Origin of the sequence: Agrobacterium sp. NPDC090273, assembly GCF_044772305.1 — a bacterium.
GTDB lineage: Bacteria > Pseudomonadota > Alphaproteobacteria > Rhizobiales > Rhizobiaceae > Agrobacterium.
This window is the reverse complement of the sequence record NZ_JBIVYN010000001.1, coordinates 785,506-806,465: the sequence shown is the minus strand read 5'-3', so window position 1 is coordinate 806,465 and position 20,960 is coordinate 785,506. Positions and strand designations below refer to the sequence as shown.

Here is a 20,960-nt window from a genome sequence, read left to right as displayed (position 1 = left end):
CCGTCTTAGACCGGCGCCCCGAACCCTCCGCCGCCAGGTGTCTCGAGCAAGACCTGATCATTGGCCTGCATTGTAAGTTTTCGGGCCTCGCTGACATTCTTGCCGTTGACGAGGAAGCGTCCCGCCGCACCTGGCTTGCCGCCGCCGATCCCATCCGGGCCGTGGTTCAGCCGGCTCGGCACAGCATTGAGTAACCACTGGTCGCTGGTGCGCATATGGAAGGCAATCGACTGGCCATCGCCGCCCCGAACCCGACCCTCTCCGCCGGAACCACGCCGCAGTTCCTTGCGATCGAAAACAATCGGCATGGCTGCCTCGAGGATCTCGATCGGAACAGCGGCGACGCCGGTCGGATAGCAGGTGGCACTCGGGCCGGTCTTCTCGGCGCGCGCGCCCATGCCGCCCGAATAGTTGAACATCGAAGAGGTAAACGCCTGACCGTCGGCCTTCTTGCCCTGGATCTGGATGGTCCAGACAGCGCCAGAGCCCTCCGCCAGGACCTGGCTCGGGATAACCTGATGCAGCGCTTTCAGAATTGGCATCGGGACGTACATGCCGACGACGTGGCGGGCATTCACTGGTGCCGGATATTCGCAATTGACGATCGAGCCCTTGGGAGCCTTGATCTCGATCGGTGCGAGGCTGCCATAATTGTTCGGAAGGTCCGGGTTAAGGCAGGATCGGATCGCAAATGTCGAGTAGGCGTGGGTATAGTTGAGCACCACATTGATGCCGGTGGTCGTTTGTTTTGAAGACCCGTCGAAATCGACGGTAATGCTACCGGCCTGCGCGTCGACGGTTACAGCTGTCTTCAGGGTTATGATCTCGCCACCGGGAACGTCGAATTGGGATTCACCGTGGTAGGTGCCGGGCGTCAGCTTGCGGATAGCCGCCCTCGTCGCCTCCTCAGAACGGGCGATGATCTCGTCTGAAAGCACCTCGATGTCTTTCACGCCCTGGCGTTTGCACAGAGCGATCAGGTGTTCTGCTGCTGCCTGACCAGACGATACCTGCGCCGAGAGATCACCGAACACGGCATCCGGGGTTCGGACGTTACGACGGATCATGGCGCCTAAAACCGGGTTCATCACCCCACGCTCGTAGAATTTCAGTGGCGGGATCCACAACCCTTCCTCGTGCACGTCTCGAGCACCGGCACCGATGCCGTAGCCGCCGATATCGGTGTGATGGATGGTCGAGCCGATATAAGCGATCAGATGGTCGCCATCGAAGATCGGCGTCAGGATGGTAATGTCGAAGAAGTGGCCGGCAGACAGCCATGGATCGTTGGTGATCAAGACGTCGCCAGGCTCGCAACGGCCAGCGAATTCCTTCACAAGATGGCCACCGGCGAATGCCAGCGAATTGATGTGCCCCGGCGTGCCGGTATTGGCCTGCGCCACCATGCGACCGCGCTGATCAAAGAGAGCACAGGCAAGGTCGCCCGCTTCACGCACGATTGGCGAAAAGGCGATGCGCTGCAAGGCCTTTGCCCGTTCGGTCACGATGCCGATGATGTTGGACCAGAGAATTTCGAGTTCCACGCCGTCCATGTCCGATCCTCCTCAGTTCTGGTTTTTCTTGGTTGCGACGATGCAGCCAAGGCTGTCGATCGTTGCAATCCAGTCCGGTGGGATCGCGGTCGTGGTTTCGCGTTCCTCAATAATCAGCGGTCCCTGTACCGACTGACCAACGGCAAGGTCCTTCCGGTCGTAGACCGGCACCATCTCGTTGTCCTGCCACGCATGCACAGGGCGATGTGCCTTGGGCACACCATGCTCCGAGGCAGGCTGACCGGCGGCATGGAAGCGGATCGCAGGTCCATTGACGGTGATGCGCCAAGAAACGATCTCAACCGGGACATGGTCTGGATTGACGCCGTAAAGGGTACGGTAGGCGTCAGAAAACAGCGCGGAAAGGCTCGCCGTGTCATGTGTCTTGCGCGGATCTTCCGGAAAGACGACCGAAACTTCATGTTGCTGGCCGAAGTAGCGCATGTCGGCACCGATATGGATTTCGATATCGGAGGCTGCGCACCCTGCCTCCATCAGCGCCGCACGGCCTTCCTTCTCCAGATCGCCGATCACTGCTTCTGTCCGCGTCCAGTCGACATTGTCGAGACGGACGAGATCGCTGCGGACGAGGTCAAGGCGCAGTGGCGTTACCAATGTGCCGAAGGCAGACAGAACGCTGGAGCGCGGCGGCACAATGACCGACGAACTCTGCAAGAGATCGGCAACACCGCAGGCATGCAACGGGCCGGCGCCACCGAAGGCAAAGAGCGGCAGGCCGCGGTAGTCGACGCCGCGGTCCGTGGCATGCGCGCGAGCGGCCGACGCCATGGCTTCTGTGACAACCCGGTAAATTCCGCGGGCCGACAGAACTGGCGTGGTGCCGAGTGAATGAGCCAATCGAGCGAATGCAGCCTCTGTTGCCGGCTTGTCGAGATGCATGTCGCCGCCAAGGAAGTTATCCGCATCTATCAGACCGAGCATCAGGTCAGCATCGGTGACAGTGGCATTGTCTCCACCTCGGCCGTAGCAGGCGGGACCGGGATTTGAGCCTGCGCTTTCAGGCCCAACCTTTAAGAGGCCGAGATCATCCACGTGGGCAATCGAACCGCCGCCCGCGCCGATCTCGATGAGATCAATGGAGGGGACAGTGACCGGAAGGCCGCTCCCTTCCTTGAAACGGTAACGACGGTCAACTTCGAACAGACCCGTGATAAGCGGTGTGCAGTTTTCGATCAGGCAGGCCTTGGCAGTCGTGCCCCCCATATCGAACGACATCAGCCGATCAATGCCGAGCACTTCAGCATAATGGCATGCGGCGAGTGCGCCGGCGGCAGGGCCACTCTCGATCATGCGGACCGGATTGCGGCCGGCGGTTTCGGCTCCGACCACTCCTCCGGAGCTCAGCATGATCAACGGTGTGTTTGAAAAGCCTTCGCTGCGAAGCCTGTCGCTTAGACGTCTAAGGTAAGGCTGCGAGATTGGCATGGTATAGGCGTTGACCGCAGCCGTGGACGCACGGGGATATTCACGGATCTGCGGCGCGACATCGGATGAGGTGCAGATAAAGACGTCATTCAACACCCGAGCCAGACGGCCAGCGACGAGCGTCTCGTTGTGTGCATTGACGAAGCTGTTCAGGAAACACACGGCCACCGACTTTGCCCCGCTTTCGCGGATTGTGCGGGCAAGATTGTCAATCTGCTCCTCCGACGGCGTTTCCAACACAGTGCCATCGGCCAGGGTTCGCTCGGCGATGCCAAAAGTCAGATGCTCGGGAACCAGCGGCTCGGGAAACTCGATCTGCGGGTCGTACATGTCGTAGCGATGTTCATTGCGGATCGACAAAACATCGCGGAACCCTTCGGTCACTACCAGTGCGGTCGGCGGACCCTTGCGCTCGATCAGCGCGTTGGTCACGACGGTCGTGGCGTGCACCACGACCCCGTCAACCGCCTCCGATGAGATGCCGGTCTTCGATAGCACAGAATTGACGCCGCCGAAGAAGCCCTCGAGCAGATCGTCATGCGTCGTCAGGGTCTTGTCGACGGTCAGCCTGCCATCGGAATTGCGCAAGACGATATCGGTGAAGGTTCCCCCGATGTCGACCGCCAGTGAATACGTCATTGATTGCTCCTCCATCCAATGCGTTCTGATATCCGTCGCGCAGTTGCGACGACCTCCTCGATTTGTTCCGGCTTTGGGACAGCGGGGATGAATTGCGTGGCCCCTACGATCGCCACAGAACCGACAATTGCGTTGCTATGATCGAATATCGGTGCGGCAAGCGCGTTGACCGCCGTGATCAATTCGTCGGGCGCGATGGCAAAGCCGCGGCGGCGTACCAGCTCCATCTCCGTTCGCAACGCTGTCGGATCAACGATGGTCTGCGGTGTCCATGCCTTCAACGCGTCAGACGTGATCCTGCCAAAAAGCTCCTCGTCTCCGTAGGCAAGCCACACCTTGCCGTGTGCCGTCGCGTGCACCGACAACTCGGTGCCAGGACGCGTGCCGAATTCGATAACCGTGCGTCCGTGGATCAGGTCAAGAACGACAAGACGCTCATCGATCATCCTGCAAATCGTGACGGCCTGTCCCGTCCGTTCTCCCAAAAGCGAAACCTCTTGCCGGGCCGCCGTGGCGACATCGAACCGGTTGCGAACGGCCTCGCCGAGAACCAGCAGCTTGACGCCTGGTTCGTATCGGCTTGTCTCCTTGTCCTGGCGGACGAAGCCGTGACGTTCAAGCGTTACAAGATGGCGATAGATCGTGGCCTTGGACGCTGAAAAAGCCTTGGCGATCTGGGCAAGGGCAACGGGTTGGCTCTGGCCGGCAAGATAGTCGACAACCTTCAGCGCCATATCGAGAGTTCCGGTGCCTGCTTTTTCAATCGACAAAATTACGCTCCTGAGACCTGTTCAACCGTTTCAAATAATGAAACGCCATTTCATTTTTATGTTGATGTGAATTGTCCTGCGCGTCAACGCGCATTTGACGCTGCGATGCATCAAATCCGTTGCGCAGCGCAGCGTCCTGCCGCAAGCACCAATGTCAATGTCAAATAAAGCGATGCAGGGCTTGGCGCGAATGGGGTTTGAGATCCGCGGTACCGCTTGGCTTTGAGGTTGTAAGTCTCTCGTGATCCCGACGATTGTCGCATGGGATCTGCGCAGCAGGACCGCTGCGATCATGGTCAAGCAACATAAAAAGTCAGACCGCGTCCAGCTGGCATAATCGAAATCACTCGCTCGAAGACGCTTATGCCGCACTCAAATCAAGAAGTTTTTGGCAAGGTTTCACCAGATGACACCGTCAGCTGTTCAAGCTTTTCGGGCCAACATCGATATGACCTGATTTTTCTTGCGCTTGACGGCGAAGCGTCAGCCTCCCGCTTTGGTTGTTCCTGCGGCGGTTTGAGACACGTCGATGGTGGCGACCACGGACATCCCTGGTACCAGTTTTTCCAACATCGCCTGGCCGGGATCGATGGCCAACCGCACGGGAATGCGTTGAGCGATTTTGGTGAAGTTACCCGTAGCGTTGTCGGCCTTTAGCACTGAGAATTCGGAGCCTGTTGCGGGCGCAAAGCGCTCAAGCCTACCGATGAATTTTTGGTTTTTCAGAGCATCAACAGTAAAGGAAACAGCTTGTCCGGCGTGCATGTCAGCGACCTGCGTTTCCTTGAAGTTCGCCACGACCCATACATGATCAGGAACCACGAGCGCGATCTGGGTTCCAGCCGAAACGTACTGACCCACACGGCCTGTCACTTCACCAAGCTGACCGTCGCGGGGCGCCACTATTCGCGTGTTTGCCAGATCGATCTCGGCGAGCCGTATCGATGCCTTCGCACTTTGGACATTTGCCTCAAGCGACTTGCGTCCGACGATGATTGTGCTCAGATCCTGTTCGGCGATAAGCGCCTGGGCCTGTGCTTGATGGACCGCGGCCTGGGCCTGATCGAAGGCGGCGCGATCGCGTTCAACCTCACTCTGGCTTGCGATGTTCTTTGCTCTCAATTCCGAAGACCGTCCGAAAGCTGCGCGGGATGCCTCAAGTCCGGCATTCGCACTTTCAACCGAAGCCTTGGCCGATAAAATCTTCGCTTCCGCTGACTTTTTGCTCTGCTCAGAATTGGCCAACGACGCTTCTGCAGTGGTTAGCGTTGCTCTCGCCTGTTCCAGCTTTTGCGCGAAAATGCGATCGTCGATCTGCGCAATCAGATCACCTCGACGAACGATTTGGTAGTCCTGGACTGGCACGTCGATGATGTATCCGGCAAGCTGCGGGCTGAGCAAAGTGATCTGCCCTCGGACATAGGCATCGTTTGTCATTTCGACCGAACTTTTGAATGGAGGAAGGTTCCACGCATAAATGACGACGAGTGTACCGACTATGCCGATCATGGCGGCGACGTAGGTTGCGAGCGAGCGAAGGAAGTTGGACATGATCTGGCTTCTTTGATTTAGCGGTTGGTAGCGAGGGGACGAGGCGAAAATAATCGCTCTTTGTGCCGCCACCCGATGTGGACGAGGAGGCAGGCGAATGCGATCAGCGATAACCATGCAGTCAAAAGAAAAGCATCGTTGTAGGCGAGAGCGAATGCCTGTTGCTGTACCTGTTTTGAGAAAAGTGATGTGCCTTGTGCCGACTGCTGGCCGGGGTCGGTGAGCACCCGGCCATACGCAGAACTCAACTGTTTGAGACGCGCTGCGACAAGCGGATCGGTCGGCGTGAGGCGGGAAACAAGATTTGCAGAGTGGAAGTACTCGCGCCACTGAACGAAGGTTCCGTAGATGGCACTTGCGAGGTAACCGCCAATTTTCTGTGTCGCGAGAAATACCACGATGAAAGAGAGGATGTAATTTGGTCCGCGCTTCAGCGCGGCTCCCATGCCCACCGTCAATGCGGGCGGAAGAAAAAGGCCAGACGCAAAGCTAACCAGAAACTGGCTCAGGTACATCTGTTCCGGGCGGGTCACGATGGTTGACTGACTATCAATAAAGCTACCGATAGCAACCATTAGCAACGAAACGCCATGGATCGCCGGTTCTCGTCCAGGCTTGATGACTGCCGCACAAACCACACCGGAAGCCAACGAACCGAAAAGGATAACCCAGTAGAGCGTTGAGAGCTGCTCTGTGAGCATTCCGCTATTGCGAAGAAAATTGATCGCACCGCTGGTTTGCTCGGCAAAGAGCAACCTGGATATCATTAGCGCGCCGGCAAAATGCAGGATTTCTCGTGACGTAAGCCACCGGACGTCCACGAGATGGTTTTTTCGATTGAGCTCTATGACCGCAAACACGGATGAAGCCACTATTCCTGCGGCAACCGTCCAGCCAATCCATCCAGCCTCAAACCACCAGTATAGCTTTCCCATCGTCAAAACGACGGCAAAGCAGGCGAGCGCTACGGCCAGACAGAAGTAACTCAGGATATCAAGCGGATGAATGACCTTGGTTCGTGGCGGTGAGGAGAGGGGCAACAGGAAAACAAGCCCAAGAGAAACCATCGCAAGACCAAGCTCGACAACGTGAAGCCTGTAAAAATCACCTAACTCTAGAAGATAGGGGGAGAGGATTCCAGAAAGGGAAGTTGGAACAGCAAAGGCCGTCAGGGCAGCGCAAAGCCCTACCGACATTTTCTTTGTCGGTGGAAAGGGTTCGAGAATGTAAAGGAAACTTAGTGAGGACATTGGTGCCGCGGCGATACCTGCAACAAACCGCAACACCAGTGCGCTTTCATAGGAATCTGCCAAGAGATTGGCCAGTGAAACGCAAACGTAGAGTATTATTGCAATCTCAGCGAAGTTCCGGATGCCGTACTGTGCTCTTACCTTGAACAGGAGAAGCGTGAGACTGACATTGGGGATGAAATAAACCGCGCTGAGCCAAGTTGCCTCGACTTGCGTCAGTCCCATAGGCCCTGCGATCTGCTGAATGTTGGTGGTTATGAAGCTTATGCCGAGACCCTGCGTGATGCCGATCAGAAAACCGGCAGTGATGTAAGCAGCAACGGCCCAAACAGGTTTCTGTTGGAACGATGGTGCTGCCTGTTTGGGTGGTTCGGGTTCGGCCGAAACTTTATCGTCATCGTGACCGTCATGGTCCTTTGCAGCAGAGCCCGGCAGGCCTCGCTTCGCCGCTTCTTCTTTGAAATCCAGTACAGCGGAATTGGACAATCCAAAATCCCTTCGCAGCGTATGGTTAGTGCACTAAGTATTTGGGAGGGCTTCGCCGTTAACCGTGGCGGCGCGTGTGGCAAGTCTCGAAAGTAGTGACGACACAAGCTCGACCTCGCCGGTCGATAGGGCATCAAGCAAGCGCGTGCTCAAGCGTCTTGCGATCAAGTCAGCCCGTTGCGCGCTCGCTTCGCCGACTGTTGTCAGGACAAGCAATTTGGCGCGGCGGTCTGTCGGATCTTCCTGCCGTGTGATCAGTGAGAGACGTTCCAAATCATCGACAAGTCTTACAACAGACGGTGGCTCCAGACCCAGCGCAGCGGAAAGTCCACGCTGGTTCGCCGATCGACCGTTTTTTAAATGAAACAGGATTCTGGCTCTCGCATAGGTCAGGTCCTCGGGCGCGAGCTCCTGGTCCAGCAAGGTGCGAAACCGACGCGCGAGCGTCGTCACCGTGTCAACGAAATTAGCTTGATTGTCTTGCATCGTGTGCTTATCGTTAGTGCACTAAGTATCTTCTCCTACCACTCCATCGTTATCTGTGCAACAACAAAACCATGGCGCTGACCGGACGGGATAATGAAAGAGCAAAACATAGATACCGAATTCCTTGAGAAGCTCACGAAACTCAGCCGTAAGCTACAAACCGTCTTCAATCAGCAAGTGACCGCCGTGGGGCTAACCTACCCAAGGGCAAGGAGCCTGTTTGTGCTCGCCAAGCGTGGCCAACTTACGCAGTCCGAACTTGCCCTTGAGCTGCAACTCGAGCAAGCCACGGTGGTGCGGCTGGTTGATCGGATGGAGGAGATTGGTCTGGTGGAGCGGAAGCCTGATCCAACTGACCGGAGAATTAAGCTGCTAATACTCACCCCTCATGGCGAGGAGCAGGCCGGAATGGTAAGGAAAGTTGCGTCCGATATGCGCGCTCAAGTCTTCAATGGGATCGACACAGCTGACCTCAAGAAAGGTGAACTGCTGCTCGATGAAATCGCAGACCGCCTTGAAACGATTTCTGACCTGAAACTCCACCAGAAATAACTGTTTTGGAGACGCACACGCCGACCGTCTGCCAAAATCGCCAATCTGTTCAACTTGGCGCAGATGATAACCACTGACATTGGTGGGTTTAAAAAATGCCTGCTGATCATTTTGGCATTGTCACAAGCAAATCGATCGGCATCCCGGTTCGTAGCCCAAGTCGCGGGTCGACGTCTGACATCTTCTGACTGAAGATGCTTTAAAGGCTGTCCTGGATTTTGGCATCCACCGGTTAGTCCTCAGCCGGCGTGGCGCGTCTCAGCCAGATCGATTTCTCGAATGAGTTTGCGTGCACCTTCCTCTGAAATCTCACGCCGCCTTATGAGACTAAATATTTCATCGCGCTCGGCCTTCAGTGCAGCCAGTCTCAGCCGCACTTCTATTGCCTCCATTTGCCGTACCTCCTCGGCCTCGCTGCCGACCTTTGAGCGTCCGTCAATGCGTTGTCGGTAAAACTCCATCAATCTTGCTGCGACCTCACCGTAGAGATCAGCATCTGGTCTACCCTCACTCATTTTGTGCTGCAGTTTTTCAATCTCACGGATTGCCGCCTCACCGGAGGCAATTCGAGCGCGGTCTTCTTCAAGGTGATGGTCGGGTTCAGGAGGCAGCTCCAGATCCTTCAGGAGCAATGGCAGGCCAACACTCGCTGCAATAAGTGAGAAGATGATAACGCCGGCAGCCAGGAAGATCGCAAGGTCACGGGCAGGGAAGGGCGTCCCATCGTCAAGAAAAAGTGGCAGTGTCAGAATGCCCGCCAACGTTATCGCGCCACGAACTCCGGCGAGAGACGTCGCAACAAGCAGTTTCCAATGTGGTTTGCGGATGGGCTGACCGCGTCTGGTGGCACGCGAAAGTGTAAAGTGCAGTGAAACCCATACCCAAGCGAAACGCAGCGCGGCGAGTGCCAGGTTGATCGAAATAACATACACAATGAGCCAGAGCGGATCCACATGACCGGTTTCAGTCACAACCCTTGCCGCACCTGCCACAATGCCTGGCAGTTGCTCTCCAAGGACAACAAACATGATACCGTTTAGGGCGAACTGTACGGTGTCCCAAACAGCATTCCGCCTGACACGGGTACTGGCGAGAGTCCTGCTCCACATCTCCGTGTAACTCATTGTGATGCCAGCCGCGACAGCCGCCAGAATGCCGGAAAAATGAAGATGCTCAGCAATCAGGTACGCGCCAAATGGGATGAGCAGGCTGACCAGGATCTGTGATCCAGGCTCCTCACCGAGCTTGCGCGACACAAACTCATTCGCCTTAACAATCAGCCAAGTTGAACCTATTCCGATCGCTACTCCGCCGATGGCGACCTGGACGAAAGATCCGATAGCGGCGGTCAGGGAAAATGTTCCTGTCATGGCCGCGGCGACCGCAAATCTCATGCAAACAAGGCCAGACGCGTCATTGAGCAGGGATTCACCTTCGAGAATATGCATCAACCTCTGAGGAATGGGCACTCGGGCGGCAATTGCCGATACTGCGACTGGATCGGTCGGGGAGACGATGGCAGCAAGGGCGAATGCCACGGCAAGCGGCATTGAGGGGATCATCCAGTGGACAAGTAGCCCAATGCCGATGACCGTAAAGACAACCAGACCAAGGGCAAGTTCGAGAATAACGCCTTTGTCGCGAAACAGACCCTCCTTTGGAATTCTCCAGCCATCCAGAAACAGAAGTGGCGGGAGGAAAAGCAGGAAGAATATCTCGGGCTTCAGGTCGACACCGTCGCCGGTAATGCCTGTGATCGCCGCTCCACAGGCGATCTGGATCAAGGGCAGAGGAATGGGAAGGGGCAGAAGGCGCGATATTGTCCCGCTCAGGATAACGGCGAGCAACAGTACCAAGGCTATGGTTATGCTTTCCATTCGACCAACTCCTTCCAAACTGCTATAGCGCTCTGCTTAGAAAGTCGGGCTATTGAATGCAAGTTTACGTTCTGTCGCATGCGACACGGGGTATTTCGATCAGGCGGCGCTATCTTCGTCAGTATTAGATCGTGAAAGCCGATCCTACCGTCTAAGAAGGGGACAAAATTGACGCTAAAGAAATGGTGCCCGAGATGTGATCAAGGTTGGGTCGTCCCAGTAAAAGTAGTGGAGACGAGAGAGATAATTCAGTTTTGCCTTGAGTGTGAAGCAGTATGGTACGCAGGTGTTGGGAAGCTTGAAGCTGAACGTTACACTGAGAATTTCAAACTACCCGAACAGGGTACTTTTATGACATTGGTTCCGTTCTTAAAAGCTTCTGGAGTACCATCCAGACCAGGATCTATCGAGAATATTTACGAAGAAAACGAAATCCTTTGGCGCTTTCCCTGAAGACAAACATTCTCATGGACTTGCATTTCCTCGCAAGATTATGTGCTGATTGATTATCGTTTTTTCGTAATCGGCCCGTCAGATCACCCCCCGGCAAACGGTGGCGGGGCAGGGCCAAATTGTCTAACGATTCAGACGACTAATTCGTCGAAGGCTCCATCTCGCAAGTAGACCTGACGGGGCTGTAGGCTTTTCGCATATGGAAATGGAATGTACCCAGCCACATTCCGGCCTATTGAATAAATCAACCAAGAGACTTTTAGGAGGTATATCTATTGGTTGACGATATGGACGAGGTTATCGACGAGGTGAATCGGTTAGATCACCCAAGCGAACGCAAGAAACCACTCCCTAGTGATGCACTCGTAGCAAGATATGAGGTCGCAATAGGACTTGAGTTTCCCGAAGATTATAAAAAGTTTTTGAAAAATATCAGCAACGCTTTCGTCGGTTACCTGTCACCACTGACTTTGAATGAAGATATGGCTGGTATCTATGGAGAACTAAGCTCAGCTATTGAGCAAGGTCGAGCAGTTGGTGTGCCGCGTGATTGGCTCCCAATATGTGAGGATAACGGTGATTATTACTGTATGGCGCCGGATGGCAAAGTACATTTCTGGGATCATAATGGTCCAACAGCCGAGACTTGGCCGGATATAGCAACGTGGGTAAAGGATGTGTGGCTAGGCGGTAAATAGGGGTACTTGGCGAACCATGGCGCGATCCAGCGGTCATCAGATCGGGCAGGAGTAAGCCGCAAACAGGACACTGAAATAGTTGAGCGTACGTTCGGAACGCACAAAGCGTAGTGCGTCAGCTTGCCGGTCGCATTGTCAACGAACACCAGAGCGAGCACGCTGACCTGCAGTCTTCGAACCCACTACCGAGACTATTGTCGTCCGACCGGCAATCACCTTCGACAAAACCTCGATCCGCTACAGATCGCGCTCGCTCATCGCTATCAATCCCATCTGCAATCTCCCAGGTGCCAATCAGACCCGGGGAGTGTGACATTCCAACTTTGCAGAAACAGGACACTTTAACTTTGCGGCTACACACAAAGATCGCATAAGATAGATTATGGAACTTTTATAGGTGCTGGAACAGGCCGAATTGGCTGGATTACGGGCTTTTCAGGCGTTTTAAGCCCCTCAGTCGTTAGTCAGCGTGCTGATGTAAGCTGTGACGTAACAGCTCGTCTTCCACTTTGCGCACGAGGTCTTCTGTTGGCTGTTCGCCCTGAAGTCGCAGTGTGGGTCTGGTTTGACTGCTCAGCCAGCGCTCGTGCTGTGCCACGTTGCGTCCCGTAAACGACGGGTCGTCGTAGCGTGATGCCCAGTCGCGGAATGCCTGATGGGCCTCGTGCATGTCGCCGCCTGGCAGGATGCGTGTGCCGTGGCGTTCGCTCTCGCGTGCGTCGAGGCGTTGAAGCCTTGTTGGCGTTGGCGTGTGCAGGAAGATGATGAGATCGATGCTGTCCATCAGGGCGTCGCCCCAGACCATGCATGAACCGGTCAGTATCCAGCCAGCCAGTGCAGCCTGCTGTTCCTGCATCTGCCGTACGCGGTCCTGTGGTGGACGTTTGGTGGTGAATGGCGGATCGGTCGGCATCCAGTAAAAATCGTCGACATCAAGCTGCGGTACGGAAAACCGCTGCGATAGCGCCGCGCCGAGCGTCGAGACGCCACAGCAGGACGCTCCGGTGATGTGTATGCGCGGTAAAGTCGTCATCGGCCCTGGTCCTGGGTATGTTTCTGCGAGAGGATGCCGCTTTTAACGCGGCTCGCCGTCGGGCTCAATCACCGGGCGGCAGACATGCGTGCAACGGGTTTGGCGCGGCAATGGGCTCCCATGCCGCGCCGATCCTTTAGGCCGGAACGCGCTTCCAGGCCCGGACCTTTTCGATGTTGCGTTCCGAACGGGAGACGATTTCGAACTCGAACTCATCGCCGGAAACACGTTCGCCAACGTCTGGAAGACGGTTGAGACGCCACAGTATATAGCCCGCGACAGTCGAATAACGGTCGGCATCGTCGACCAGATCGATATCGAGAAGATAGGACGCGCGTCTGACGTCGACAGCGGCATCGATGATCCACGAACCGTCTTCCGCCTGCTCCGAAATGAGCTGTTCTTCGCCCTCCTCCGGAAACTCGCCGGCAATCGCCTCGAGAATGTCTGTCGGTGTGGCGATGCCCTGCAGCGTACCGTATTCGTCTATGATGACGGCCATCTGCAGCGGCGATTTGCGCATCTGTTCCATGACCTGCAGCGCCGTGGCGCTTTCATGCACGACAAGCGGTTCGCGCAGCGAATGGTCGAGATCGAGCTTTCCATCGCGGAGAAGATCGCGCAGCAGATCCTTTGTTGCAGCAACGCCAAGGAAGGCATCGAGCTTGCCATCCGCCAGCAACAGCCGCGAGCGGTCGACTTCCAGCAGGCGGTGTCTCAGCACCTCAGGATCGGCGCCGATATCCAGCCAGTCGAGTTCGGTGCGTGGCGTCATGATGGAAACAACCGGGCGTTCGCCCAGTGTCAGCACGCCACGGATCATGTCCTTTTCCTCGGATTTGAACAGCTCGCCGCGCGCTGCCTGTTCGGCAATCACATCGGCGGTCTCGCCAAGCGGCTGTTCGCCGACCCGGCCGCCCAGAAGCCGCAGAATGGCGTCTGACGTCCGCTCGCGCATGTCGCCGGCGGTGATGCGCTTTTCACGATTGCGTCTGCCGATCTGGTTCGCCGCTTCGATCAGCACGGAAAAACCGATGGCGGCATAGAGATAGCCCTTGGGCAGATGGAAACCGAAACCTTCGACAATCAGGCTGAAACCGATCATCAGCAGGAAGCCAAGGCACAGAATGACGACGGTCGGGTGTTTCGACACGAACGACATCAGCGGCTTCGACGCCGCCATCATCACGGCCATGGCCACACAGACGGCGGTAATCATGACCCAGAGGTTGTTGACCATGCCGACGGCGGTAATGACGCTGTCGAGCGAGAAGACCGCATCGAGCACGACGATCTGCACGATCACCTGCCAGAAAACGGCATGGACGACCTTTCCCTCCTTGGGCTTGTGCGCGCCTTCCAGCCGCTCGTGCAGTTCAATGGTGCCCTTGGCAAGCAGGAACGCGCCGCCGAGGATAAGAATGATATCCCGGCCGGAGAAGGAGAAATCCGCGATGGTGAACAGCGGACGGGTCAGTGTCACGATCCACGAGATCGAAAACAGCAGGAGAACGCGCATGACCAGCGCCAGCGACAGGCCGATAAGCCGCGCCCTGTGGCGTTGATGCGGTGGCAGCTTATCGGCAAGGATCGCGATGAAGACGAGGTTGTCGATACCGAGAACCACTTCGAGGACGATAAGCGTGACGAGGCCGATCCAGATGTTCGGATCTGCAAGGAATTCCATGTTCAGGGGCCTTTATGGGAACGGGTGCAAACGCAAAAAGCCCCGGACAAACCATCCGTGGCAAAAACCCGTCGTGTTGAGAAAAACAAGAAAGGACGAGGCTGGCTTAGCGGTTCGCAAGCCAGCCTCGTTCGGTGTCGACTACTGTCGCTACTACTGTCGCCTTCGTCAGGCATAAGGGTAAAATATCCCGTTATCAGTCAAATCTTGTGTCGGCCGACCTAGCAGATTTGCGGCGGCAACAAAAGCGGCTTTCGTCTCAGCCACCGCAGAAGGGGCGGGAATTGATAATTTCTGCGCGCAAACAGGCGTTTTTACGGTCATAAACTTTCCGTGAAGTGCAATCTCCGCGATAGGTAAACCGCCCTCACCCATCAAACCGGTGCGGCTGCAACCGGCATGGTTGTCGCCGTTGCGCCGCGGCTGGTGGCGCCTGTGCGTAGGACACATCGCCTTCACGAACTCGTGTCTGCAACCGGTGAAACATCTGGCCGTGATCACCCGAATACAGACATACGCAGCCGATGAACGGCCTGCGGACGTTGAAGAGGAGATCACTTATGAACCGTTCCACGCTCACCCTCGCTTTGGCAGGCTCGCTCGCCAGCGCCGTCGCATCCGTGTCCTTTGCTGCACCGCTGACACCGGAACAGATGGCCGGAAACGAGAAATGCTACGGTATTGCCCTCAAGGGTCAGAATGATTGCGCTGCCGGCGCCGGCACCACCTGCGCCGGAACCTCCACCATGGATTACCAGGGCAACGCCTGGAAGGCCGTTCCCGCCGGCACCTGCACCACGATGAACGTGGATGGCCACAAGGGCATGCTGGAACCATCCAAAAGCTGAGCTGCGACACTGGAGGCCCGCTTGCCGGGCCTCCCCCTCATCCGTCAAAACCGGGAGACCAGCAATGACCGTTTCAGCAGACCGCGCCACCGTCCTGCCACCTCGCGCCGGCCTCGGCCTCAAGCCGGAGCATTATGAAACAATTCTGGAGACGAGGCCGGATATCGGCTTTTTCGAAGTCCACGCCGAAAACTACATGGGGGCCGGTGGCCCGCCGCACCGGTATCTTGAAGCCGTTGCAGCGCTTTATCCGCTGTCGCTGCATGGCGTCGGCCTGTCGATCGGTGCGGCCCGCGATCTCGACACCGAGCATCTGAAACGGCTTCGCGGACTTGTTGATCGCTACCGGCCGCAGAGCTTTTCGGAGCATCTGGCCTGGTCGACCCATGACACCGGCTTCCTGAACGATCTCCTGCCCTTGCCCTACACGGTCGAAACGCTGTCGCGGGTCATCGCCCATGTCGATGAGATCCAGCAATGGCTGGGCAGGCAACTGCTGCTCGAAAATCCTTCGACCTACGTGCTGTTTTCCGAAAGCACCATCGACGAGGTGGATTTCCTCACCGCCATCGCCAGCCGAACCGGATGCGGGCTGTTGCTTGATGTGAACAATGTGATGGTCTCTGCTGTGAACCACCGCCTCGATCCCGTTGCCTATATCGACCGTTTCCCGGTCGAGCTGGTGGGTGAAATCCACCTTGCCGGTTATGACGAGACCGTCGATGGCGTCGGAGACCGGCTGCTGATCGATGCCCACGGCAGCGAAGTCAGGTCCGACGTTGTCGAGCTTTACCGACATACGCTCTCTCGCAGCGGCGCCTTGCCGACCCTGATCGAATGGGACAACGACGTGCCGGACTTTGCCACGCTTCAGGCAGAAGCGGTGCGCGCCGATGCCATGTTGAACGAAGCGGCCCTGAAGCGCCGCGCCAGCCGGGCGGCATGACCATGGGATTTTTTCAAAGCCAGAACGCCTTTGCCGCCGCCCTCCTCCATCCGGAAAAGCCGCTTCCGCACGGCATTACCACAGCGCGGGGGGCTGCCGATCCCGCACGGTTTGCCGTCTATCGCAACAATGTCTATGTCGGGCTGACAACGGCGATGGCGCAGCGCTTTCCGGTGACAAAACGGCTTGTCGGCGCTGACTTTTTTGCCGGCATGGCGCGTGCCTATGCTGCCGATCACAAGCCGCCCTCACCGCTCATCATGCATTATGGCGATGATTTCCCGGATTTTATCGCGGCCTTTCCGCCTGCGGCGTCTCTTGCCTATCTCGCGGATGTGGCGCGGATCGAGGTGGCGTGGACGAAGGCTTATCACGCGGCAGACCGAGTGCCGCTCGAGGTCGCCCGGCTCGCCGTCATTTCGCCCGAACACCTGCTCGACAGGGCGCTTGTCCCACATCCCTCCGCCCAGCTCGTGCAGTCGCCGTTTCCAGCCGGAAGCATCTGGAGCGCCCACCAGGGCGAAACGGTGACACCGGTTGAAAACTGGCGGGCGGAAACCGTGCTTGTCGTGCGGCCGGCCATGCAGGTCGAAATCAGCGTCCTGCCACCGGCAGATGCCGCCTTCGCAGCGCGCCTGCTTGCAGGCGCAAGCCTTGGCGAAGCAGCCGAGACCGCCTTGGCGGAAACATCGTCGTTTGATTTCGGATCGGCCTTGATCGGCCTGATCGGCCTTGGCGCCTTCAGCGCCGTTGAACACCGTGAAGGGGACCTTCCATGACCACAGACCTTGCCTCCACACGCAGCCTCGGTGGCGCGCTTACAGCACTTCATCGCCACGCCGAATGCCTGCTTGCCTCCATTCCGCAATCATTGCCGCTATTGGCGCTGCGGCTCGGCCTTGCAGTTCCGTTCTTCAAATCGGGACTGACCAAGTGGGACGGATTTCTGACGTTATCAACCGGCGCCAGATATCTGTTCGAACAGGAATTCAGGTTGCATATCTTCGGCAGCCTTATCCCCTACCCCATGCCGCTGGTCATGGCGGCAGCATCCGGCATTGCCGAACTCGTTCTGCCCGTGCTGCTGGTTCTCGGCCTTTTCACCCGTTACGCCGCCTTGGGTCTGCTGGTCATGACGGCGGTGATCCAGCTTACCGTTCCAGACGGCTGGGCCAATTTCCACCTGCCCTGGGCCGCCATGGCGCTGACGCTGGTGGTCTATGGTGGAGGCAGGATCGCGCTGGATGCGCTGTTGAATGGCCACCGGTCCTAGAGTTCGCCGGATGCCTCGCGGCGTCGCTGTTCCAGTTCTTCGCTGTAGCGGCGCAGCGTGTGGCTTTCGGTCAGCAGGCCAACGGGCCGGTTTTCGATCTTGTCGTTGACGACGACCAGCGCTTCGCTTTCGGAAGCATCGAAGGCGGCTGCGGCCTGGCGGGCGTTCATGGTCGGCAGCAGCACGTCGTTCTTGTATTGCAGATAGGTTTCAAGGCTGATGGTTTCAGGGTCGCGGTCCATCGGGTCGGCGTAGATTTCCGGCACCAGCACGATGCCCGCATAACGTCCGTCATCGTGGGTCATGATGACACGCTGCGTCGAACCCAGCGGAAACTTCTCCTTGAAGGCCGGAAGCCCCATGCTGACATTGGCCTTGCGAATGTCGGCACGCATCATCTTGCCAACCGTCAGGTCGCGTATCCAGCCGATATCATGGGCGCTGCGAATGCTTTCGCCGCGCAGGTGGAAACGCCATGTGGCAAACGAGTAGCCAAAGGTGGTGCGCACCACGAGCGAGGTGGTGATGACGGCAGCCAGCACCAGAACCGAAATCTGGAAGTCTCCGGTCAGTTCCAGCGCCAGAAACGTCATGGTCAGCGGCCCGCCGATGATGGCGGCTGCAAAGGCGCTCATGCCGATCACGGCGTAGACGATCGGCGATGTCGAACCGTAACCGATATAGGGCGCGCAGATCGCGAAGATCTTGCCCAGTAGCGCCCCCATGAACAGCGATGCGAAGAACAGGCCGCCACGGAAGTTCGAACCGATGGAGATGGCGCTGGCTGCGGCTTTCAGCAGGAACAGGCCCGCCAGCGCGTAAAACGGCAGGTCGGCATCGATGTTGAGGTGCAGCGCGCCGTGGCCGCTGGACAGAACCTGTGGCGAAATCAGCGCCAGCGCACCGACCGCCGTGCCGCCGATTGCGGGACGCAGCCAGCTTGGAATGGCGCTTTTGCGCGCCGTTTCCTCGATGAAGGACACTGCCTGCATGAGGCCGATACCAATCACCGCGCAGAGAATGCCGAGAATGATCGTTGGCACGTAATCGGGCGCTGTCACCCGGTTGGCGTCGAAGACATCGATGGTCAGCCCATGCCCGCCGATCAGGCCGGTGACGACAGTGGCAACCAGCGCGGACACGATGAGCGGTGCCAGTGTGACGACGGTATAGGTGCCGATGATGAGTTCAATGGCGTAGAACGCCCCGGTCAGCGGCGCATTGAAGGCCGACGCGATCGCACCCGCCGCCCCGCAGCCGACGAGAATACGCATGTCCCCTCGCCGCAGTTTCAGCTTGATGCCAAGCTTCGACGCAACGCCGCTGGCGATCTGCGTGTAACCGGCCTCCAGCCCCACGGACGCGCCAAAACCGTTGGACACGATGTTCTGCACGCAAACGAGAATGCTGTCCGTCAGCGACAGACGCCCGCCATGCAGCGCATTGGCCTCGATGGGGTCGATCATCGGTTTCTTGCGGGTTCGCGACAGGATGAAGAGGATGATGCCGAGAATGACGCCGCCGATCATCGGCCCCAAAAGCACCACCCGCCCGGAGAGATCGCTGCTGCTTAAACGCTCGACGCCGAAGACCAGAACATGCAGCGCCGTGCTCAAGGCACCGATCAGTGACACCAGAAGACCGGCAGCAATGCCGATGACAACCGCAAGCGCCACAAGCCCCAGTTCGCCGCGCCGGAACATGGCGCGCAGGCGACTGGCGCGCAGATTGTCGAAAAAGCTTGCCATACTCGGTGCACGGAAAGGCTTGGTCGACATGATGTTCCTTTGCAGGCGGTATCAGAGGGCTTCGATCTCGACCTCGAAACGCATTTGGTCGTAAGCCGGTTCAACATGATCAGGCGTTTCACGCATCACCGTATCGTAATCGAGCGGAATATGCATGTGGGTCAGGATGGCTCTTTTCGGGCCGATCCGTTCAATCCAGTCGAGGGACTGCTCCAGCGACAGGTGGCTCGGGTGATAACGATACTGCAGCGCATCGATCACCAGCACATCGAGACCTGCAAGCTTCGGCAGAGATTCAGCCGGAAAATCGCTGACATCGGTGCAATAGGCGACGTTGCCGATGCGAAACCCCAGCGAATGCACATCGCCATGCTGCTGCATGTGGGCGTGGAAGGTGATCGGCCCACCTGCCCCCTTGACCACAACAGGCTTTGCAATGTCCTCGATCAGCCGTGGCTCGACGATCGGTGGATAGTTGCTGCCCGGCGGTGTTTCCAGGCAATAGGCAAAACCCTGATGAATGCGCTTCATCGTCACCGGGTCGGCCAGGATCGGAATGCGGTTCTTCTGCATGGCGAAATAGATGCGCAGGTCATCGATGCCGTGCAGATGGTCGGCATGGGCGTGCGTGTAGAGCACGGCATCCACGGCCTCCACCTTCGCGGCAATCATCTGCTGGCGAAAATCCGGTCCGGTGTCGATGACAACAGTGGTCTTGCCGCCATTGGGGGCAATCTGCTCCACCATGAAGGCGGCGCGCGTTCTGCGGTTCTTCGGGTTGTCGGGGTTGCAGGCGCCCCAGTCACCGTTGATACGCGGTACGCCGGGCGACGAAGCGCATCCGAGCACGGTAAAACGGCGCCGATAGCCTGCCACGCCTCACACCCTTGTCATCTTGGAAAAGCAGCGAAACGCATTTTCCGTGGTGATTTCGGCCATGCGCTCATAGGAAACGCCATGCACCTCGGCCAGAACCTCTGCCGTGTTGACGACATAGGACGGCTCGTTGCGCTTGCCGCGCCAGCGCTTCGGCGCAAGGTACGGCGCATCGGTTTCCACCAGCAGTCGGTCAAGCGGCACGGTCGCGGCGATATCGCGGATATCCTGCGATTTCGGGAAGGTCAGAATGCCGGAGAAGGAGACGTAGCCGCCCAGCTCCACGCCCACCCGGGCAAGTTCGGGCCCGGCCGAGAAGCAATGCAGGATGAAGGGGAAAGCCCCCTTGCCGCTTTCATCCGTCAGGATCGAAATCATGTCCTCATCGGCGCTGCGGCTGTGAATGACGAGCGGCAGTCCCGTGACGCGGGCAGCTTCGATATGGCGCAACAGACCGGTTTTCTGGTCTTCCGGTGTCTGCGTATCGTAGAAATAATCGAGCCCGGCTTCGCCGATCGCCACGATCTTGTCGTGGCCGTTGGCCAGACGGATCAGGTCTTCGGCTTGAATGTCCAGCTCCTCGTTCGCACTGTTCGGGTGCGTGCCGACAGAGCAGAACACGGACGGATATTTCTCGACGATCTTCAGCAGTTCCGGCAGACGCCGCACTCTGGTCGAGATCGTCACCATCTGGCTGACGCCGGACGCGTGAGCGCGGGCGATGATCTCGTCGCGCTCAGCATCGAAGTCCGGAAAATCCAGATGGCAATGGGTATCGATCAGCATGG

The 20,960-nt window shown here is 57.6% G+C and carries 18 protein-coding genes; 6 read left to right on the top strand and 12 right to left on the bottom strand.

Annotation, left to right across the window (positions count from 1 at the left end; genetic code table 11):
• Positions 1-5: 5 nt before the first annotated feature.
• From ACIQT8_RS04025 to ACIQT8_RS04000, 6 genes are all read right to left on the bottom strand, one after another.
• Positions 6-1,553, bottom strand: a complete 1,548-nt coding sequence (locus tag ACIQT8_RS04025) for a hydantoinase B/oxoprolinase family protein (RefSeq protein ID WP_400963747.1) — start codon at positions 1,551-1,553, stop codon at positions 6-8.
• Positions 1,554-1,565: 12 nt separating this feature from the next.
• Entirely contained in the window at positions 1,566-3,638 is a 2,073-nt protein-coding gene (locus ACIQT8_RS04020) for a hydantoinase/oxoprolinase family protein (protein ID WP_400963745.1), read from the bottom strand.
• Entirely contained in the window at positions 3,635-4,408 is a 774-nt protein-coding gene (locus tag ACIQT8_RS04015; protein WP_400963742.1) for an IclR family transcriptional regulator, read from the bottom strand. Before ACIQT8_RS04015 ends, ACIQT8_RS04020 begins: the two co-directional genes overlap by 4 nt.
• A gap of 483 nt (positions 4,409-4,891) precedes the next feature.
• Positions 4,892-5,959: an HlyD family secretion protein gene (locus ACIQT8_RS04010; protein WP_400963740.1), complete on the bottom strand. Its 1,068-nt coding sequence runs from the start codon at positions 5,957-5,959 to the stop codon at positions 4,892-4,894.
• A gap of 17 nt (positions 5,960-5,976) precedes the next feature.
• A complete protein-coding gene (locus tag ACIQT8_RS04005; RefSeq protein WP_400963738.1) occupies positions 5,977-7,695 on the bottom strand; it encodes an MFS transporter in 1,719 nt (572 codons plus the stop codon).
• 33 nt (positions 7,696-7,728) lie between these two features.
• Positions 7,729-8,181 (bottom strand): MarR family winged helix-turn-helix transcriptional regulator, encoded by a 453-nt coding sequence (locus ACIQT8_RS04000; protein WP_400963735.1) that lies wholly within the window; start codon positions 8,179-8,181, stop codon positions 7,729-7,731.
• 93 nt (positions 8,182-8,274) lie between these two features.
• Here ACIQT8_RS04000 and ACIQT8_RS03995 point away from each other — a divergent pair, with 93 nt between their 5' ends.
• Complete coding sequence (locus ACIQT8_RS03995; RefSeq protein WP_400963732.1) at positions 8,275-8,733, top strand: MarR family winged helix-turn-helix transcriptional regulator; 459 nt, start codon at positions 8,275-8,277, stop codon at positions 8,731-8,733.
• 239 nt (positions 8,734-8,972) lie between these two features.
• Here the strand turns inward: ACIQT8_RS03995 and ACIQT8_RS03990 are convergent, their stop codons facing one another.
• The gene (locus ACIQT8_RS03990) at positions 8,973-10,610 is read right to left on the bottom strand and encodes a Na+/H+ antiporter (RefSeq protein ID WP_400963730.1); all 1,638 of its coding nucleotides are present in this window, start codon (positions 10,608-10,610) and stop codon (positions 8,973-8,975) included.
• Positions 10,611-11,338: 728 nt separating this feature from the next.
• Between ACIQT8_RS03990 and ACIQT8_RS03985 the strand changes: the two genes are divergently transcribed.
• On the top strand, positions 11,339-11,761 hold the full coding sequence (locus tag ACIQT8_RS03985; RefSeq protein WP_400963727.1) for an SMI1/KNR4 family protein: 423 nt from the start codon (positions 11,339-11,341) through the stop codon (positions 11,759-11,761).
• A gap of 460 nt (positions 11,762-12,221) precedes the next feature.
• On the opposite strand, the gene ACIQT8_RS03980 is transcribed toward ACIQT8_RS03985, so the two are convergent.
• Positions 12,222-12,794, bottom strand: coding sequence for an AAA family ATPase (locus tag ACIQT8_RS03980; protein WP_400963725.1), 573 nt, complete (start codon positions 12,792-12,794; stop codon positions 12,222-12,224).
• A gap of 136 nt (positions 12,795-12,930) precedes the next feature.
• Positions 12,931-14,481 (bottom strand): TerC family protein, encoded by a 1,551-nt coding sequence (locus tag ACIQT8_RS03975; protein ID WP_400963722.1) that lies wholly within the window; start codon positions 14,479-14,481, stop codon positions 12,931-12,933.
• Between the two features lie 560 nt (positions 14,482-15,041).
• On the opposite strand from ACIQT8_RS03975, the gene ACIQT8_RS03970 reads away from it, so the two are divergent.
• From ACIQT8_RS03970 to ACIQT8_RS03955, 4 genes are all read left to right on the top strand, one after another.
• A complete protein-coding gene (locus ACIQT8_RS03970) occupies positions 15,042-15,329 on the top strand; it encodes a DUF2282 domain-containing protein (protein WP_138795071.1) in 288 nt (95 codons plus the stop codon).
• Between the two features lie 64 nt (positions 15,330-15,393).
• Positions 15,394-16,275, top strand: coding sequence for a DUF692 domain-containing protein (locus ACIQT8_RS03965; protein ID WP_400963719.1), 882 nt, complete (start codon positions 15,394-15,396; stop codon positions 16,273-16,275).
• Entirely contained in the window at positions 16,272-17,054 is a 783-nt protein-coding gene (locus ACIQT8_RS03960) for a DUF2063 domain-containing protein (RefSeq protein ID WP_400963716.1), read from the top strand. Before ACIQT8_RS03965 ends, ACIQT8_RS03960 begins: the two co-directional genes overlap by 4 nt.
• Positions 17,051-17,548 (top strand): DoxX family protein, encoded by a 498-nt coding sequence (locus ACIQT8_RS03955; RefSeq protein WP_400963713.1) that lies wholly within the window; start codon positions 17,051-17,053, stop codon positions 17,546-17,548. The genes ACIQT8_RS03960 and ACIQT8_RS03955 overlap by 4 nt, the downstream gene beginning before the upstream one ends.
• Here the strand turns inward: ACIQT8_RS03955 and ACIQT8_RS03950 are convergent.
• The 3 genes from ACIQT8_RS03950 to ACIQT8_RS03940 are packed head-to-tail and all read right to left on the bottom strand — an operon-like array spanning position 17,545 to position 20,958.
• On the bottom strand, positions 17,545-19,326 hold the full coding sequence (locus ACIQT8_RS03950) for a chloride channel protein (RefSeq protein ID WP_400963710.1): 1,782 nt from the start codon (positions 19,324-19,326) through the stop codon (positions 17,545-17,547). The genes ACIQT8_RS03955 and ACIQT8_RS03950 overlap by 4 nt on opposite strands.
• A 21-nt stretch (positions 19,327-19,347) precedes the next feature.
• Complete coding sequence (locus tag ACIQT8_RS03945; RefSeq protein ID WP_400963707.1) at positions 19,348-20,172, bottom strand: MBL fold metallo-hydrolase; 825 nt, start codon at positions 20,170-20,172, stop codon at positions 19,348-19,350.
• Between the two features lie 3 nt (positions 20,173-20,175).
• The gene (locus tag ACIQT8_RS03940; RefSeq protein WP_400963704.1) at positions 20,176-20,958 is read right to left on the bottom strand and encodes a TatD family hydrolase; all 783 of its coding nucleotides are present in this window, start codon (positions 20,956-20,958) and stop codon (positions 20,176-20,178) included.
• Positions 20,959-20,960 lie beyond the last annotated feature (2 nt).